The 14,882-nt window shown below is 64.7% G+C and carries 14 protein-coding genes; 9 read left to right on the forward strand and 5 right to left on the reverse strand.

What is annotated here, in order from left to right:
• Window positions 1–148: 148 nt before the first annotated feature.
• From J2X56_RS20850 to J2X56_RS20890, 9 genes are all read left to right on the forward strand, one after another.
• A complete protein-coding gene (locus tag J2X56_RS20850) occupies window positions 149–1,261 on the forward strand; it encodes a chemotaxis protein (protein WP_134135500.1) in 1,113 nt (370 codons plus the stop codon).
• A gap of 17 nt (window positions 1,262–1,278) precedes the next feature.
• A complete protein-coding gene (locus J2X56_RS20855) occupies window positions 1,279–1,647 on the forward strand; it encodes a response regulator (RefSeq protein WP_039785198.1) in 369 nt (122 codons plus the stop codon).
• Between the two features lie 42 nt (window positions 1,648–1,689).
• Window positions 1,690–2,004 carry an STAS domain-containing protein gene (locus tag J2X56_RS20860; protein ID WP_039785201.1) on the forward strand — a complete coding sequence of 105 codons (315 nt, stop codon included), beginning with the start codon at window positions 1,690–1,692 and terminating at the stop codon, window positions 2,002–2,004.
• Complete coding sequence (locus J2X56_RS20865) at window positions 2,001–4,205, forward strand: chemotaxis protein CheA (RefSeq protein ID WP_134135498.1); 2,205 nt, start codon at window positions 2,001–2,003, stop codon at window positions 4,203–4,205. The genes J2X56_RS20860 and J2X56_RS20865 overlap by 4 nt, the downstream gene beginning before the upstream one ends.
• Before the next feature lie 41 nt (window positions 4,206–4,246).
• A complete protein-coding gene (locus tag J2X56_RS20870) occupies window positions 4,247–6,067 on the forward strand; it encodes a methyl-accepting chemotaxis protein (protein ID WP_134135496.1) in 1,821 nt (606 codons plus the stop codon).
• Window positions 6,068–6,142: 75 nt separating this feature from the next.
• Window positions 6,143–6,718 carry a chemotaxis protein CheW gene (locus J2X56_RS20875; protein ID WP_134135493.1) on the forward strand — a complete coding sequence of 192 codons (576 nt, stop codon included), beginning with the start codon at window positions 6,143–6,145 and terminating at the stop codon, window positions 6,716–6,718.
• 4 nt (window positions 6,719–6,722) lie between these two features.
• Window positions 6,723–7,712: a protein-glutamate O-methyltransferase CheR gene (locus J2X56_RS20880; protein ID WP_371925500.1), complete on the forward strand. Its 990-nt coding sequence runs from the start codon at window positions 6,723–6,725 to the stop codon at window positions 7,710–7,712.
• Window positions 7,709–8,884 (forward strand): chemotaxis response regulator protein-glutamate methylesterase, encoded by a 1,176-nt coding sequence (locus J2X56_RS20885; RefSeq protein ID WP_134135491.1) that lies wholly within the window; start codon window positions 7,709–7,711, stop codon window positions 8,882–8,884. The genes J2X56_RS20880 and J2X56_RS20885 overlap by 4 nt, the downstream gene beginning before the upstream one ends.
• On the forward strand, window positions 8,862–10,124 hold the full coding sequence (locus tag J2X56_RS20890; protein WP_034338381.1) for an EAL domain-containing protein: 1,263 nt from the start codon (window positions 8,862–8,864) through the stop codon (window positions 10,122–10,124). Before J2X56_RS20885 ends, J2X56_RS20890 begins: the two co-directional genes overlap by 23 nt.
• Window positions 10,125–10,139: 15 nt before the next feature.
• On the opposite strand, the gene folK is transcribed toward J2X56_RS20890, so the two are convergent.
• The 5 genes from folK to J2X56_RS20915 form a co-directional block, all read right to left on the reverse strand.
• Window positions 10,140–10,625, reverse strand: coding sequence for a 2-amino-4-hydroxy-6-hydroxymethyldihydropteridine diphosphokinase (gene folK / locus J2X56_RS20895; RefSeq protein ID WP_134135489.1), 486 nt, complete (start codon window positions 10,623–10,625; stop codon window positions 10,140–10,142).
• 5 nt (window positions 10,626–10,630) lie between these two features.
• The gene (gene pcnB, locus J2X56_RS20900) at window positions 10,631–12,241 is read right to left on the reverse strand and encodes a polynucleotide adenylyltransferase PcnB (RefSeq protein WP_134135487.1); all 1,611 of its coding nucleotides are present in this window, start codon (window positions 12,239–12,241) and stop codon (window positions 10,631–10,633) included.
• A complete protein-coding gene (locus tag J2X56_RS20905) occupies window positions 12,238–12,921 on the reverse strand; it encodes an HAD family phosphatase (protein WP_034338372.1) in 684 nt (227 codons plus the stop codon). The genes pcnB and J2X56_RS20905 overlap by 4 nt, the downstream gene beginning before the upstream one ends.
• Window positions 12,918–13,634 carry a DnaA regulatory inactivator Hda gene (gene hda, locus J2X56_RS20910; RefSeq protein WP_034338369.1) on the reverse strand — a complete coding sequence of 239 codons (717 nt, stop codon included), beginning with the start codon at window positions 13,632–13,634 and terminating at the stop codon, window positions 12,918–12,920. The genes J2X56_RS20905 and hda overlap by 4 nt, the downstream gene beginning before the upstream one ends.
• A 123-nt stretch (window positions 13,635–13,757) precedes the next feature.
• Window positions 13,758–14,840, reverse strand: coding sequence for an AI-2E family transporter (locus tag J2X56_RS20915; RefSeq protein ID WP_034338366.1), 1,083 nt, complete (start codon window positions 14,838–14,840; stop codon window positions 13,758–13,760).
• Window positions 14,841–14,882 lie beyond the last annotated feature (42 nt).

Here is a 14,882-nt window from a genome sequence, read left to right on the forward strand (position 1 = left end):
CGCCGCCAACTTCGCCTGCGCACCGGGCGGTTTTGCCAAAGAAGCGCCCGTAGTTGCCGTAAACACCGTCAATGGCGGGCTGTGTGCATCGCGATCATGACCGTGCGCTTTGCCCCGAGCTGACAACAACCAACAGGAAAACGTGGCTGTGAAATCGCTTCGCAATATCTTGCCGATGCTGTGCCTGGTGAATCTGCTGCTGTTCATGATGCTGGCCCAGCACTGGTGGCTGGGGGCACTGGTCGGCCTGCTGATCGGCGGGGCCTTCTACCTGACTTGCCTGCCCGCCCCGGCGGTGCCCGCCATGGCCGCGCCGCAGCCATCCTTGCCACCTGCGGCAGCGCTTGCTGGCGGGCTGCAGAGAGAGCCGGTGATGGCAGCCGAGCCGGCTGGCGCAGTTGCGAGCACCGCGCCACTGGCCGAACTGGTCCGAGAAGTGCTGCCGGTGTGGCAGGGCAATGTGCAACTGGCGCGGGCCCAGACGCAATCGGCCATCGACGGCTTGACGGCCCGCTTCGTCGGCATCCACGAGCGCCTGGGCGGCGCACTGGACCCCGCCCGACATAGCGCCAACGGCGAGATCCTGCAGACCGTGCAGCACGCTGCTGAACAATTGGGTGCGATTGCCTCGGCGCTGGAAGGCATGCTGGCCTCGCGCCAGGTGCTGGTGACCAAGTTCGACAGCCTGATGGCGGCCAATGACGAGATTCGCCGCCTGGCCCAGCAGAACGAGCAACTGGCCGGCCAGACCGGCGTGACAGATCTGCTCAGCGACGAGCAGAGCTGGCAGGAACTGGCCGAGCGCTCGGCCGAGAACAGCCGCCAGATCGCTGCCCGCGCCAAGAGCGCGCGCCAGCAGATCATGGCGGCCATCGGTGCCACCGGGGATGCGGCTGATACCGAAGGCATCGCCGAAAACTCGCGCGCCGTGATCGACCAGATCATCGCCGACTTCCGCCACTCCGCCATGAAGCTCACCACGACCATGGAAACGCTGGAAGACGAAGGCCGCGAAGTCGACCGCGAAGTGTGCGACATCCTGGTCCACCTGCAATTCCAGGACCGCATCAGCCAGATCCTAGATCACGTGCAGCAGGACATCCTGCGCCTGCGCAACGCGGCCGCCGAGGCGCGGGCGCTGCCCTCGCCGCAGCAGTGGCTGACTGATCTTGAAAAGACCTATACCACCCAGGAACAACGCCAGATGCATGCCGGCCAGCAGGGCCATCCCGCGCCACCGTCGCAGGTGGATTTTTTCTGAGATCACGAGGCACCGAGATGGAAAAATGCATATTGATCGTCGACGATTCCTTCAGCCTGCGGCAGACCATCACGGCGGCCTTGAAGAGCGCCGGCTATCAGGTCGAAGAAGCGGCTGACGGCCTGGAAGCGCTGAAGAAACTGGATGGCCGCAAGTTCAATCTGGTCATTTCCGACCTCAACATGCCCAATCTGGATGGCCTGTCCTTCGTGCGCGAGATGAAGCAGATGCCTGCTTACAAATTCACCCCCGTCATCATGCTGACTACCGAAAGCAGCGAAGCGCGCAAGCAGGAAGGCAAGGCCGCCGGCATCCGCGCCTGGGTGCACAAGCCCTTCCTGCCGCCGGTGCTGCTCGATGCCGTAGCCAAGCTGGTACAGCCGTGAGCCATACCACGGACCCTTGAAGAGAATGCCGAGAACCCGACGATGCCGCTGACGTATTCCGTGCAAGAGGACAGGCTGCTGCTCACCGTGAGCGGCGGACTGACCATTTTCCAGGCGGCCGAGCGCAAGCCGGAGCTGCTGCACGCCCTGACGCTGCCGCAGACGCAGGTGGTGCTCGACCTGTCCGGCGTGGATGAGCTGGATACGGCCGGCATCCAGCTGCTGCTGCTGTTGCGGCGCGAGCTGGCCGCCGGTGGACGGCAGCTGGAGATCGGTGTCTACAGTCCGGCCGTGCTGGCCACGCTGGACCTGCTGCAATTGCATGAGCGCTTCAGCCCTGCCGTGGAGGCCGCATGAAAAAGGACTCCGCCCGCGATGCCGTCGTCCAGGAAGCCCGCGAACTGCTCGTGGCCATGGAAGCGGCCTTGCTGCAGATCGAGATGGAAGGACCGAGCCGAGACAGCATCAACGCCATCTTCCGCGCCGCCCATACCATCAAGGGTTCGGCCGGCCTCTTCGCCTTCGACAGCATCGTGCAGTTCACGCACCAGGTGGAGCATGTGCTGGATCTGGTCCGTGAAGAACGCCTGCCCCTGAACGCGCCCATGATGTCGTTGCTGCTGCAGTGTGGCGATTACGTCAGTGACCTGGTCGATGCCATCGAGCGCAACCAGGAAGCCGAGGAACCCAATGCCGAACGCCGAGCCACGCTGCTGGCTGCACTAGCCGAGGTCGCGCAGTCAGCCAGCGCACCGGGCGAGGCGGCCAGCGAGCCGGCACGGCTGCTGCAGCGGCTCACCGGCAGTGCCTCCGCGGACGCGGCCCACGGCGGCGATGCCCACCGGGACGAGGCCCTGCAGGCGACGGCCGATTATCCCTACTGGCACCTGTCGCTGCAGTTCAATGAGAATGTCCTGCGTGATGGACTCGATCCCCTGTCCTTCCTGCACTACCTGCGTTCGCTGGGCCGCATCGTCGCCATCCTGCCGGTGGAGGCAGACATTCCCGAAGCGGCGGCCATGGATGCCGAGAGCTGCTACCTGGGCGTGGAAATCTGCCTGGCCTCCGACTCCACCCGGCAGACGCTGGAAGACGTGTTCGAATTCGTACGCGATGACAGCCGCATCGATATCCTGCCGCCGCAGAGTCCTCTGGCGGCGTATGCGACGGTGCTGCAGCGGCTCGCCCCCGACGATGCGGCGCGCCTGGCCGCTCAATGGCGCAGCCTGGACTTGTTCAACGAAGCCCAATGGCGCTGCCTAGGCGCAGCCACGCTCGCTGACGCCGCCGCCCCCGCAGTGCCGGCGGCCGCGCCCGGCGCCGGTGCGCGGCCGCGCCCGCTGGACGAGCGGCGTGCGCAGGAACAGAAGTTCATCAAGATCGAGGTCTCCAAGCTGGACCAGCTGATCGACCTGGTGGGCGAGCTGGTCATCGCCGGTGCCAGTGCGCGCCTGATTGCCCGACGCCGCAAGGACAGCCAGTTCGAGGAGGCCACCCAGGCCATCGACAGCCTGATGGAACAGATCCGCGATGCCGCGCTCACGTTGCGGATGGTGCAGATCAATGAGGTGTTCCAGCGCTTCCCGCGCATCGTGCGCGACATCGCCCGCGATCTCGACAAGGATATCGATCTCACCATGACCGGCTCCGAGACCGAGCTGGACAAATCGATGGTGGAGCGCCTGGCCGATCCGCTGATGCACATCGTGCGCAATGCCATCGACCACGGCATCGAGCCTGCCGCCGAGCGCATTGCCGCAGGCAAGCCGGCCAAGGCCTCGCTGCGGCTCAATGCCATGCATGAATCCGGCAGCGTGCTGGTGGAGGTGATGGACGATGGCCGGGGCATGGATCGCACCCGCATTCTGGAAAAGGCGATCGCACAAGGACTGACGACGCCGGAGGCCGAACTCAGCGATGCCGAGATCTACCGCTTCGTCTTCGAGCCCGGCTTTTCCACCGCCGAGCAGGTCACCGAACTTTCCGGACGCGGTGTCGGCATGGATGTGGTCAAGCGCAACATCGATGCCCTGCAGGGCGAGGTGGCCATCGATACCGAACCCGGGCGTGGCACCGTGGTCCGCATCCGCCTGCCGCTGACACTGGCCATCATCTCGGGCTTCCAGGTGGTGGTCGGCAATGCGGTGTTCGTGATTCCGCTGGACATGGTGGTGGAGTGCATCGACATGCCGCCGCGCCAGAACGGCAGCCATATCGTCGCGGTCCGTGGCGAGCCCTTGCCGTTTGTCCCGCTGCGTGAGCTGTTCGACCTGCCTGCGCGCGAACAGGCCCGTGCGCGCAAGAGTCTGGTGATCGTCCAGTACGGGCAATTGCGCGCCGGGCTGCTGGTCGATGGTCTGCTGGGCGAGTGCCAGGCGGTGATCAAACCGCTGGGCCGGCTGTTCGGCAAGGTCAAGGGATTGTCGGGATCGACCATCCTGGGTGACGGCCGGGTCGCGCTGATCCTGGATATTCCGCACCTGGTGCAGCACACCCAGCAACAGGAACAAGGCAATACGGCGGCCTACGCCGAACGCAGTGTGGCGTCGGCGCCATGACGGGCCCGATCAAGGGACCCGCACCACGAGGGGAAGCGAGCATGCAAGAATCGATGACCAACAGGATGAGCATCAAGCAGATTTTCATCTGGCTGGGTGTAGTCCTGTCCATCCTGGTGGCGGTGGTGATCAGCCTTACCGATACGCTGCGCCAGGCCAATACTGCGCTGGAGCAAGCGCATCAGTCCCGCTACGACTCCGCCGCGCTGGCCAATGAACTGCGCCGCACCACCGAGGACATGACCAAGTTCGCGCGCGCCTACGTGACCACGGGCGACCCCAATGACGAGGATCGCTATTACATGATCCTGGACATCCGCAATGGCAAGCGCGCGCGGCCTTCCAACTACGACCGTTTCAACTGGGACCTGGTCAGTGCCCGCAAACTGCCGGTGGAGGCGGGTGCCCAGACGGTGCCGCTGAGCGAGCTGATGAAGCAAGCCGGTTTCACCGAACAGGAGTTGGCCAAGATGCAGGAAGCCCTGAAGCTGGGAGACCAGCTCTCGCGCATCGAGATCACCGCCTTCCATGCGGTCAAGGGCGAGTTCGATGATGGCGAGGGCAAGTTCACCGTGGTCGGTGCGCCCAACCAGGCCATGGCGCAGGAGCTGGTCTTCGACCAGACCTACCGTGCGCTGTTCGGCCGCGTGATGGCCCCGATCAATGACTTCCTGCGCCAGGTCGACGAACGCACGCAGGCGCGTGTGCTCAGGGCCGGCCGCGAGTATGCCGAACTGGAACAGAAGATCTTCTGGCTGCTGACCGCCTCGGTGGTAGTGCTGTTCGCCTGCCTCGGGTTTGCCTATCGCACCATCCGTTCGCAGATCGGCGGCGAGCCGCGCGATGCCATGAGCGTCCTGCGCCGCGTGGCCGAGGGCGATCTGACAGTCACCGTGCCACTGCGCAAGAACGACAAGGTCAGCGTGCTCTACAGCACTCAGCAGATGGTCAACAAGTGGACCGACGTCATCGGTGATGTCAGCGGCACAGCCAGTGCGCTGGCCTCGGCCTCGGAAGAGATTTCCTCGTCTTCGCAGGCGCTCTCGCACAATGCTTCGCAACAGGCTGCCAATGTGGAGGAAACCAGCGCCTCGGTGGAAGAGATCACCGCCACCATCGCCCAGAATGCCGACAACGCCCGCACCACCGATGGCATCGCCAGCCTCTCGGCCAGTGCGGCGACCGAAGGCGGCGACGCCGTGCGCGAGACCGTGGCTGCGATGAAGCAGATCGCCAGCAAGATCGGCATCATTGATGACATCGCCTACCAGACCAATCTGCTGGCGCTCAACGCTGCCATTGAAGCGGCCCGCGCCGGTGAGCACGGCAAGGGCTTTGCGGTGGTCGCGGCCGAAGTGCGCAAGCTGGCCGAACGCTCGCAGACCGCCGCCCAGGAAATCATCGCGGTGGCCGAGAACAGTGTCGGTCTGGCCGAAAAGGCCGGCGGCCTGCTCAACCAGATGGTGCCCTCGATCCGCAAGACGGCCGACTTGGTGCAGGAAATCGCCGCCGCCTCGGCGGAACAGTCGACCGGTCTGGAACAGATCAACAATGCCGTGCACCAGATGGCGCAGACCACGCAGATGACGGCCTCGGCTTCCGAAGAATTGTCGGCAACCTCGGAAGAGATGAGCGCACAGGCCATCCATCTGCAGGACCTGATGCGTTTCTTCCGCGTGGATGAATTGCAGAAGCCCGGCGTGCGCGGTGCGGCCGGTGGCCTACCGGAATCCGGCGGGCGGCGTGGCAGACGCGCTCATTCCGCTGCGCAGGGTGGGCGCGAGAGCACGCGCCGCCTGTCGATGCTGGATGTGGATGAGGACGCGCCGGGCGTGGATGAATCCGCGTTCAAGCGTTTCTGAGGAGCGTGCCATGGCGTTGAACTTGTCCCGAATCAATCCGCCGCGCGCACAGCGCGGCAGCAAGGAGAGCAGGCCATGCCCAGCGTATCGTTGAATGGCGAATCCGTCCGCAAGCGGCAGCAGGAAGAGGTCATCGAAAGCCGCCAGTTCCTGACTTTCCTGGTCGGAACGGAAAGCTTCGCCATGCCCATCGCCAGCATTCGCGAGATCATCGAATTTGGCGGCCTGACCGAAGTGCCGCTGATGCCTGAGTTCTTGCGCGGCGTGATCAACCTGCGCGGCTCGGTGGTGCCGGTGATCGACCTGTCGGTGCGCTTCGGCCGTGCCCCCACGGTGGAGGCCAAACGTACCTGCATCATCATCATGGAACTGGTCCAGGACGAGCAGCTGCTGTTGCTGGGCGTGATGGTCGATGCAGTCAGCGCGGTGCTGAGCATCGGTGTCGATCACATCGAGCCGCGTCCGTCATTCGGTGCCGGCATCCGCGCCGATTTCATCGAGGGCATGATCAACGTCAATGAGCGTTTCATCGTGGTGCTCGATGTGCAGCGCGTCCTGTCGGTCGATGAACTGGCGAGCCTGCTGGGCATGAGTGCCGAGGATGCGCTGGGCGGTGTGCCGGTGCTTTCGGCAGAAATGGAAAGGGAGTAGGCCCATGCCCCGACCCGGCAACCTGGCAGGCAGCAGCGACAGCACGCACGGCAGCAGTGCCGGTGTGGCCACGGCTGTTGGCAGCGTGCCGGGTCTGCATGCCGGGCGTGGGGCTCAGGCGGCGTCTGCTGCCGTCATTCCGGTGACGCCGGTGGTGGCCGCCATCGCACCGGCCAGCGGATCTGCCGACCCCGAGGTCAGCGATCACGACATGCTGCTGTTCCAGAAATTGTTCAAGCAGGATATCGGGCTGCACTTGCCCTTGTCCAAGAAGGCCCTGCTGCAGAGCCGCCTCAGCCATCGACTGCAGGAACTCGGCCTGCGCGGACTGGCACAGTATCACCGCCTCATCACGAGTGCCGAGGGGGCCGAGGAACGTCAGCGCGCCATCGATCTCATCACCACCAACGAAACCTATTTCTTCCGCGAACAGGGCCATTTCGATTTCCTGACGCAGGATCTCCTGCCACGCTGGCGCGACCGCCAGCATCTGCGCGTCTGGAGCGCGGCCAGCGCCACCGGCGAGGAAGCCTATTCACTGGCCATGCTGCTGGACCATCACCGGCCCGCCGGCAGCTGGTCGATATTCGGCTCCGACATCAGCACGCGCGTGCTGCGCTTCGCGCGCCGCGCGCTCTATCCGATGGCGCGCGGGCAGAACATTCCGCGCCTGTATCTGCGCCGTTATTGCCTGCTCGGCACCGGCGAATACGAAGGCCATTTCCTGGTACAGGCAGACCTGCGCGCCAAGGTCGAATTCGCCCAGCGCAACCTGACTGCGCTGGACGAACACGACGATGGCCTGTATGACCTGATCTTCCTGCGCAACGTCATCATCTACTTCGATTGCGAGACCAAGCTGCAGGTCTTGCGCGACGTGATCGCGCGCCTGCGGCCGGGCGGCTACCTGGTGGTCGGCCATTCGGAATCGCTGCACGGCATGGAGCTCGATCTGCTGATGCATTCCCCTTCCATCTACCGGAGGCCGCCATGAACGCACCATCAGCCATCCGCGTCATGGTGGTCGATGACTCCTCGGTGGTGCGCCAGCTGGTACAGCAGCTGCTGGCGCAGACTGCTGACATCCGCGTCATCGGGACCGCGCCCGATCCGGTGTTTGCCTTGCGCAAGATGCAGCAGGAGTGGCCGGACGTGATCCTGCTCGACATCGAGATGCCGCGCATGGATGGCATTACCTTTCTGCGCCAGATCATGGCCAGCAGGCCCACGCCGGTCATCATGTGCAGTGCGCGGGTCGGCGGTGCCGGCGATATCACGGCCGAAGCACTGGCCGCCGGTGCAGTGTCGGTGATTGCCCGTCCGCAACTGGGCGTGCGTGATTTCCTGCATGAAGCGGTCAACGAACTGGCTTGCGCCATCCGGGCCGCGGCGCTGTCCGGGGCCGGCGGCAGGGGCGCGATGGCGGCCATTGCGGCACGGCCTGTATCGCCCGTGCTCAAGCTGCGCCCGGTCAAAGCAGCCGCTCGCGAAATGCTGCATGATGACGGCTGGGCTGCGGTGCTGCAGCGTCATACCGCCGACGCGGTATTGGCAGCGCCGGGGCCGGAGGACGGCTATCGTCCGCTGACGGCGCGAATCGTCGCCATCGGCGCTTCGACCGGGGGGCCGCAGGCACTGGAGCGGGTGCTCAAGCCTTTGACTGGCCGCTGTCCGGGCATCGTGGTGGTGCAGCATATGCCGCAGCGTTTCACGCGCAGTTTTGCCGAACGCCTGCACCGCATTTCCGGTGCCGAGGTCAAGGAAGCCGAGCATCACGATCTGGTCTTGCCGGGGCGCGTGCTGATCGCGCCCGGCGGCCGGCATCTGGTCCTGCGGCGCGATGGCCAGCAGTACTATGTGGAAACGCTGGATGGCCCGCTGGTGAGCCGGCACAAGCCTTCGGTGGACGTGCTGTTCCGCTCGGCGGCCAAGGCCGCGGGCAGCAATGCAGTGGGCATCATCATGACCGGCATGGGGGACGATGGCGCAAGGGGGATGCGGGAAATGGCCGATTGCGGCGCCGCCACCTATGCCCAGGACGAGGCCAGCAGCGTGGTCTTCGGCATGCCGAAAGAAGCGATACACATGGGCGGCGTCGGTGACGTCCTCCCGCTCGATCATATCTCCGCAGTGATAGAACAATATGCCTCTAGAGAATCTCAATGAGCTGATCGAATCCGCGCTGGTCGTCGACGACAGTGCCCTGCAGCGCCAGCACAGCGTGTCGCTGCTGCAGGACCTGGGCGTCGATCTGATCTACGAGGCCGGCAACGGCAACGAGGCGCTGGATCTGCTGGCGCTGCTCAAGCTGCCGCCCGGACTGGCGGTGATCGACCTGGAAATGCCGGGCATGGATGGCATCGAGCTGATCCAGCAATTGCAGCAGAAGGGCATCGACATTCCCCTGATCGTCGCCTCCAGCCGCGAGACCTCGCTGCTGCTGTCGGTGGAGACCATGATCCAGGCCCTGGGCATGAACCTGATCGGGGTGCTGCAAAAGCCGCTCAACCAGGGCCAGCTGCGCGCCGCATTGCAATCCTTCCGTCCGCGTGGCGGCGGTGCCCACGCCGATGATGATCCCCAGCCTTCCATGTGTGAAAGCGACCTCGGCACCGCCATCGGTGGCGGCCAGGTACTGCCCTATTTCCAGCCCAAGGTGGACGTGCAGACCGGCATCCTCAAGGGCGTGGAAGCGCTGGCCCGCTGGATCCATCCCGAACGCGGCATGATCCCGCCGGACCGCTTCATTCCGCTGGCCGAGCAGTGCGGCCTGATCCACGATCTCACCATCAGCATGATGGACCAGTCCATGGCGCAGGCGGCCGTCTGGCATAGCCGGGGCCTGGCGATCAAGGTGGCGGTGAATCTCTCGCCGCTGTCGCTGGAGCAGCCGGACTTCCTGCATCGCATTCTGGAACTGGTGGACAAGCACGCGCTGCCGGCCGAGAACGTGGTGCTGGAAATCACCGAGAGTTCGGTGGTGGCGCACAAGGGCAATTCACTGGGCATGCTGGCGCGGCTGCGCCTGAAGGGCTTCGGCCTGTCGATTGACGATTACGGCACCGGTTTCTCGTCGATGCAGCAACTGGCGCGCATCCCCTTCACCGAACTGAAGATCGACCGCTCCTTCGTCCATGGTGCGCATGACCGCAAGAACCTGCGCGTGATCCTGCAATCGGCGCTGGACATGGCCCAGCGGCTGGAACTGGTGACCGTGGCGGAAGGGGTGGAAACGATGGAAGACTGGCGTCTGCTGCAGGACTTCGGTTGCAGCCTGGGGCAGGGCTACCTGATCGGCAAGCCCATGCCGGCCAATGAATTGCCGCTGTGGCTGAAGGGACATCATCGCCGCCTCAGTGAATTGCGGCCGCTGGGCAAGGGGGCCGCCACGGGCGGCTCGGTTTGAGCTGCCTGGTTCAGATCACAGCCGGCTGATCGGCTGATCGTTGATGGCATCCAGGAAATCACGCGCCGCGCCCAGTCCCGGAATGCGCACCTGCGCATCGATCTCCAGCATGGGCACCAATACGAAGGCGCGCTGCGCCATGCGCGGATGCGGGACGATCAGTTCTTCATCCTCCAGCTGCGCCTCTCCATACATCAATACATCCAGATCCAGCGTGCGCGGGGCGTTGCGATAGGGCCGCTCGCGTCCGTGCTGCAGCTCGATGGCCTGCAACGCATGCAGCAGTTCCAGTGCGGTCAGTGACGTGGAGACCAGTGCGACGGCATTGACGTAGTCGTCGCCACTGGAATCGATGGGCGCGGTGCGATAGAGCGAAGAGCTCCGCAGCAGTTGCGATTCGGGCAGCCGGGCCAGATGGGCGATGGCTTCTTCGACGGTGGCGCGGGCGTCGCCCAGGTTGCCACCGATGCCAATCCAGGCCAGCGTGGAGGACGATTCCACGTTGATCAGTCGTCGCCTGCCGGCGCGCTGTCCCCACCGGCAGCACCGGCACTGCCGCTGCTGCGACGGCGGCGACGGCGCTTGGGGGCCTCACCCGTGCCGGTATCAGCTTGTGCATCCGGCGTATCGGCCGCTTCTTTGGGGGCGCGTGCGCGCACCGGCGCAGGGGCAGCGGCTTCCTGCTCGCTGCCGCTGTCGCTGCTCTCAACGGTGTCCCCTGCCGACTTGCTGCGGCTGCGTCCACCCCGGCGCTTGCGCTTCTTGGGACCGGCATTGCTGCCGGCAGGATCGGCCGGTTTGCGGGCGATCAGTTCTTCGCGCTCGGCACCGTTGCCGGCGATGAAGGCTTCCCACCATTCACCGAGTTCGGCATCGAGTTCGCCGGACTGGCAGCGCAGCAGCAGGAAATCGAAACCGGCGCGCAGGCGCAGGTGTTCCAGCAATTTGTACGGAGCCTTGCCGACGCGGCGCTCGAAGCGCGGCTGCATGGCCCAGATGTCACGCATGTCGGAGGCGATCTTGCGTTGCAGGGCCAGCTTCTCGGTCTGGGCATCGAGCACGTCATCGGCGGCCAGATGCAGGGCGGGAATCGGATACTCGCCGGCAGCCTGGTAGGCGCGCCATTTTTCCAGCACTTGGTGCCACAGCAGCGAAGCGAACAGGAAGCCCGGCGAGACGCCCTTGCCTTCCTTGACGCGGGCGTCGGTATTGGCCAGCGCCAGGCTGACGAACTTCTCGCCCAGCGGCTGTTCCAGCACCACGTCCAGCAGCGGCAGCAGGCCGTGATGCAGGCCTTCCTTGCGCAGCTGCTGCAGGCAGGCGAGCGCATGGCCGCTCATCAGGAGCTTCAGCATTTCATCGAACACGCGGGCGGCCGGCACGTTGTCGATCAGCGGTGCCATCACGCGGATCGGCGCGCTGCTGGCGGGATCGATGGTGAACTTGAGCTTGGCCGCGAAGCGCACCACGCGCAGCATGCGTACCGGATCTTCGCGGTAACGCGCTTCGGGTTCGCCGATGATGCGCAGCTTCTTGTCGCGGATGTCGGCGATGCCGCCGTGGTAATCGAGCACGGCCTGGCTGGCCGGATCGTAGTACATCGCGTTGATGGTGAAGTCGCGGCGGGTGGCATCTTCATGCTGCTCGCCGAAGGTGTTGTCGCGCAGCACGCGGCCATGTTCGTCCTTGGGCGCGGCTTCGGCCGAGGCACCCCGGAAGGTGGTGACTTCGATCAACTCTTGTCCAAACATCACGTGCACGATCTGGAAGCGGCGGCCGATGATGAAGGCGCGGCGGAACAATTGCTTTACCTGTTCCGGTGTGGCATTGGTGGCCACGTCGAAGTCCTTGGGCTTGATGCCCAGCAGCAGGTCGCGCACTGCACCGCCGACGATGAAGGCCTTGTAGCCGGCATCCTGCAGGGTTTGCGTCACGCGCACCGCATTGGGCGAGACCAGTGCCGGATCGATGCCATGCTCTTTGGGCCCGAGCACATCGGGCTCGATCTTGCCGCCTGCGGCAGCGGCCTTGGCGCGCGATTTTTTCACGGGCTCGGCACTCTCGGCGGCGGCAGCCTTGCCGCGGCCGAGGATGGAGCGAATCAGTTTCTTGATCATTGCGCGTGGCCGTCGGCGAAGAGGTTCAGCACCGGCCAGCCGCGCGCCTGGGCGTGCGCCAGCAGCTTGTCGTTGGGGTTGGTGGCGATCGGATCGGTCACCCGTTCCAGCAGCGGAATGTCGTTCTGTGAATCGCTGTAGAAATAGCTGCGTTCGAACTGGTCCAGCTTGAAGCCCAGACGCTCCAGCCAGGCTTCGGTGTGGACGATCTTGCCCGGGCCGAAGGTCGGCGTGCCGTCGAGCTTGCCGGTGAGGTTGCCGGCGTCATCGAGCGCGGGCAGGGCGGCGATCAGGTGTTCCACGCCGAAGTGCGAGGCGATCGGCTTGGTCACGAAGTGGTTGGTGGCGGTGACGATGGCTACCAGGTCACCGGCATCCAGGTGCTTCTTCACCAGGGCCACGGCTTGCGGCAGGATGGCGGGCTTGACAACTTCGTCCATGAATTGCAGGTGCATCTCGTCGAGCTGCGTGCGCGGGAAGCGCGACAGGTTGCCCAGCGCGAATTCCAGATAGGCCACCGGATCGAGCGTGCCGTTCTGGTAATGGGCGAACCATTCGTCATTGGCCTTGCGGAAGCTGTCGGCATCCACGGCGCCGATGCGCGCCATGAATTCGCCCCACTCGTGGTCGGAGTCGAGCGGCAGCAGGGTATGGTCGAGATCGAAAAGGGCGAGGTTCATTGTTCTCCGGATTCCTGTTGTAACAGTTCGCGTAGCAAGGGCAGGGTGATGGCGCGCTTGGTGGCCAGCGAGTAGCGGTCCAGCGCGTCGAGCATGCGCGACAGCGAGGGCATGTCGCGCCGGTAGTGGGTGAGCATGTACATCATCACGGCCGGGGGAATTTCCAGGCCGCGGTCCAGGGTGATCTGCAGCAGGGCGGCGATCTTCTCGTCATCCGACAGGTCGTGCACCTGGTAGATCAGGCCCCAGCCGAGCCGGGTGCGCAGGTCTTCGCGCAACTCAAGGCGGGTCGGGGGCAGGGTGCCGGTGCAGACCATGCAGCCGCCCTGTTCGCGGATCTGGTTGAACAGGTTGAAGGCGGCGATCTGCTGTTCCTCGAACAGTTGATCGACGTCGTCGAGCAGATAATGGCTGGTCTGCGGGCTGTAGTCGAAGGCCGACTCGGGGGAGTCGGCACTGATGAGGCGGGCGCGGTTGCCTTCCTGGCCGGCCTTGGTGGCCAGGGCGTGCAGCAGGTGGGTCTTGCCGGCACCGGCTTCGGCCCAGAGGTAGATGAAGCGGTCGGTGCTGGCACTGCCGGTCTGGATGGATTTGTCCACGCCGGCCGTGGCCAGCAGCTTCAAGCGCTCCAGCAGTTCTGCGTTGCGGCCGGTCACGAAGCTGTCGAAGCTTTGCGGCTGGTCCGCGCTCAAATCGAGCGGAATCTGTTTCATCGGTGGCTATCAGCTACGAGGGCCGCAAGCTGCTTGCGGCCAGTTAATGCAGGACGGCGCCAAGCGCCCGAGCCTGCGCAGCGTCCTGCAAGGGCAGGGAGGCTGTGATCAATCATAAACTCTTCAACGGTTGTAAAAATTGCTGGCCAGATACTCGCGCCGCACATGCATGGCGATCACCGAGACGATGGCCGAGGCCGGCAGCGCCAGCAGCACGCCGACAAAACCGAACAGCTGGCCAAAGGCCAGCAGCGCGAAAATCACCACCAGCGGGTGCAGGCCGATACGCTCGCCCACCAGCTTGGGCGTGAGGATGAAGCTTTCCAGCACCTGTCCCACGCCATAAATCAGGGCCACCCACAGCAAGCCGATGGCGCCATCGAATTGCAGGATGGCCGCCAGGATCGCCAGCACCAGCCCCAGGCCGAAGCCCACATAGGGAATGAACACCAGCAGGCCCGTCAGGACGCCCACCGGCAGGGCGCTGTCAAATCCGGCGGCAGTGAGCGCAACCGAATAATAGACCGCCAGCACCAGCATCACCAGCAATTGTCCACGCAAGTACTGTCCCAGCAGGCTGTCGACCTCGGCCGCCATGGTATTGACGCGACCGGCCCAGCGGCGCGGGATCATGATCTGCAGGCGCTTGAGGAAGGGATGCCAGTCCTGCAGCAGGTAGAACAGCACCATCGGCACGAACAGCAGGTTGGCCAGCCAGGCCAAGAGCGCCGTGCCCCCGACCTTGGCCGAAGCCAGCACCGAACTCCACAGCTCGTCGCCGCTGGTGCTGATCTGTTGCGTGAGCAAAGCCTTGATGCCCGCCAGGTCCAGCCGCACGTCGATGCCCAGCTGGTGCAGGCGCGGCGAGAGGAAGGCATTCAGCTTGTCCAGCAGCGGCGGCACCTGGGCCTGCAGCAGCGGGATCTGGCGCAGTACCAAAGGCACCACGATCAGCACCAGGGCCAGTCCGGCCAGGATCAGCAGCAAGACCATGATGGTCACGCCCACGAAACGCGGGATCCGCAGCGGGCCGATGCGGCGGCTGGCGATCCAGTCCACGCCCGGGTTGAGCGCATAACCGATGATGCCGGCGGCGACGAAGGGCGAGAGCATCGGGCCCAGCGCCACCAGCAGCGCCAACAGCAAAATGCCGACAATCAGCCACGCCAGGTTCTGTTTTTGCTCTTCGGACAAAGAAAAAGGCATGGATTCGGAGTTCGCGGGTGGCGGTTTTGTTAAAATCACGGC

The sequence above is a fragment of the Herbaspirillum sp. 1173 genome, assembly GCF_031455335.1.
GTDB classification, from domain to species: domain Bacteria; phylum Pseudomonadota; class Gammaproteobacteria; order Burkholderiales; family Burkholderiaceae_D; genus Herbaspirillum; species Herbaspirillum huttiense.

What these genes read in the sequence shown, in the direction of transcription:
- J2X56_RS20855 (WP_039785198.1), top strand. Translation starts at nt 1,279, where the DNA reads ATGGAAAAATGCATATTGATCGTCGACGATTCCTTCAGCCTGCGGCAG.
- J2X56_RS20860 (WP_039785201.1), top strand. Translation starts at nt 1,690, where the DNA reads ATGCCGCTGACGTATTCCGTGCAAGAGGACAGGCTGCTGCTCACCGTG.
- J2X56_RS20865 (WP_134135498.1), top strand. Translation starts at nt 2,001, where the DNA reads ATGAAAAAGGACTCCGCCCGCGATGCCGTCGTCCAGGAAGCCCGCGAA.
- J2X56_RS20870 (WP_134135496.1), top strand. Translation starts at nt 4,247, where the DNA reads ATGCAAGAATCGATGACCAACAGGATGAGCATCAAGCAGATTTTCATC.
- J2X56_RS20875 (WP_134135493.1), top strand. Translation starts at nt 6,143, where the DNA reads ATGCCCAGCGTATCGTTGAATGGCGAATCCGTCCGCAAGCGGCAGCAG.
- J2X56_RS20880 (WP_371925500.1), top strand. Translation starts at nt 6,723, where the DNA reads ATGCCCCGACCCGGCAACCTGGCAGGCAGCAGCGACAGCACGCACGGC.
- J2X56_RS20885 (WP_134135491.1), top strand. Translation starts at nt 7,709, where the DNA reads ATGAACGCACCATCAGCCATCCGCGTCATGGTGGTCGATGACTCCTCG.
- J2X56_RS20890 (WP_034338381.1), top strand. Translation starts at nt 8,862, where the DNA reads ATGCCTCTAGAGAATCTCAATGAGCTGATCGAATCCGCGCTGGTCGTC.
- pcnB (WP_134135487.1), bottom strand. Translation starts at nt 12,241, where the DNA reads ATGATCAAGAAACTGATTCGCTCCATCCTCGGCCGCGGCAAGGCTGCC.
- J2X56_RS20905 (WP_034338372.1), bottom strand. Translation starts at nt 12,921, where the DNA reads ATGAACCTCGCCCTTTTCGATCTCGACCATACCCTGCTGCCGCTCGAC.
- hda (WP_034338369.1), bottom strand. Translation starts at nt 13,634, where the DNA reads ATGAAACAGATTCCGCTCGATTTGAGCGCGGACCAGCCGCAAAGCTTC.
- J2X56_RS20915 (WP_034338366.1), bottom strand. Translation starts at nt 14,840, where the DNA reads ATGCCTTTTTCTTTGTCCGAAGAGCAAAAACAGAACCTGGCGTGGCTG.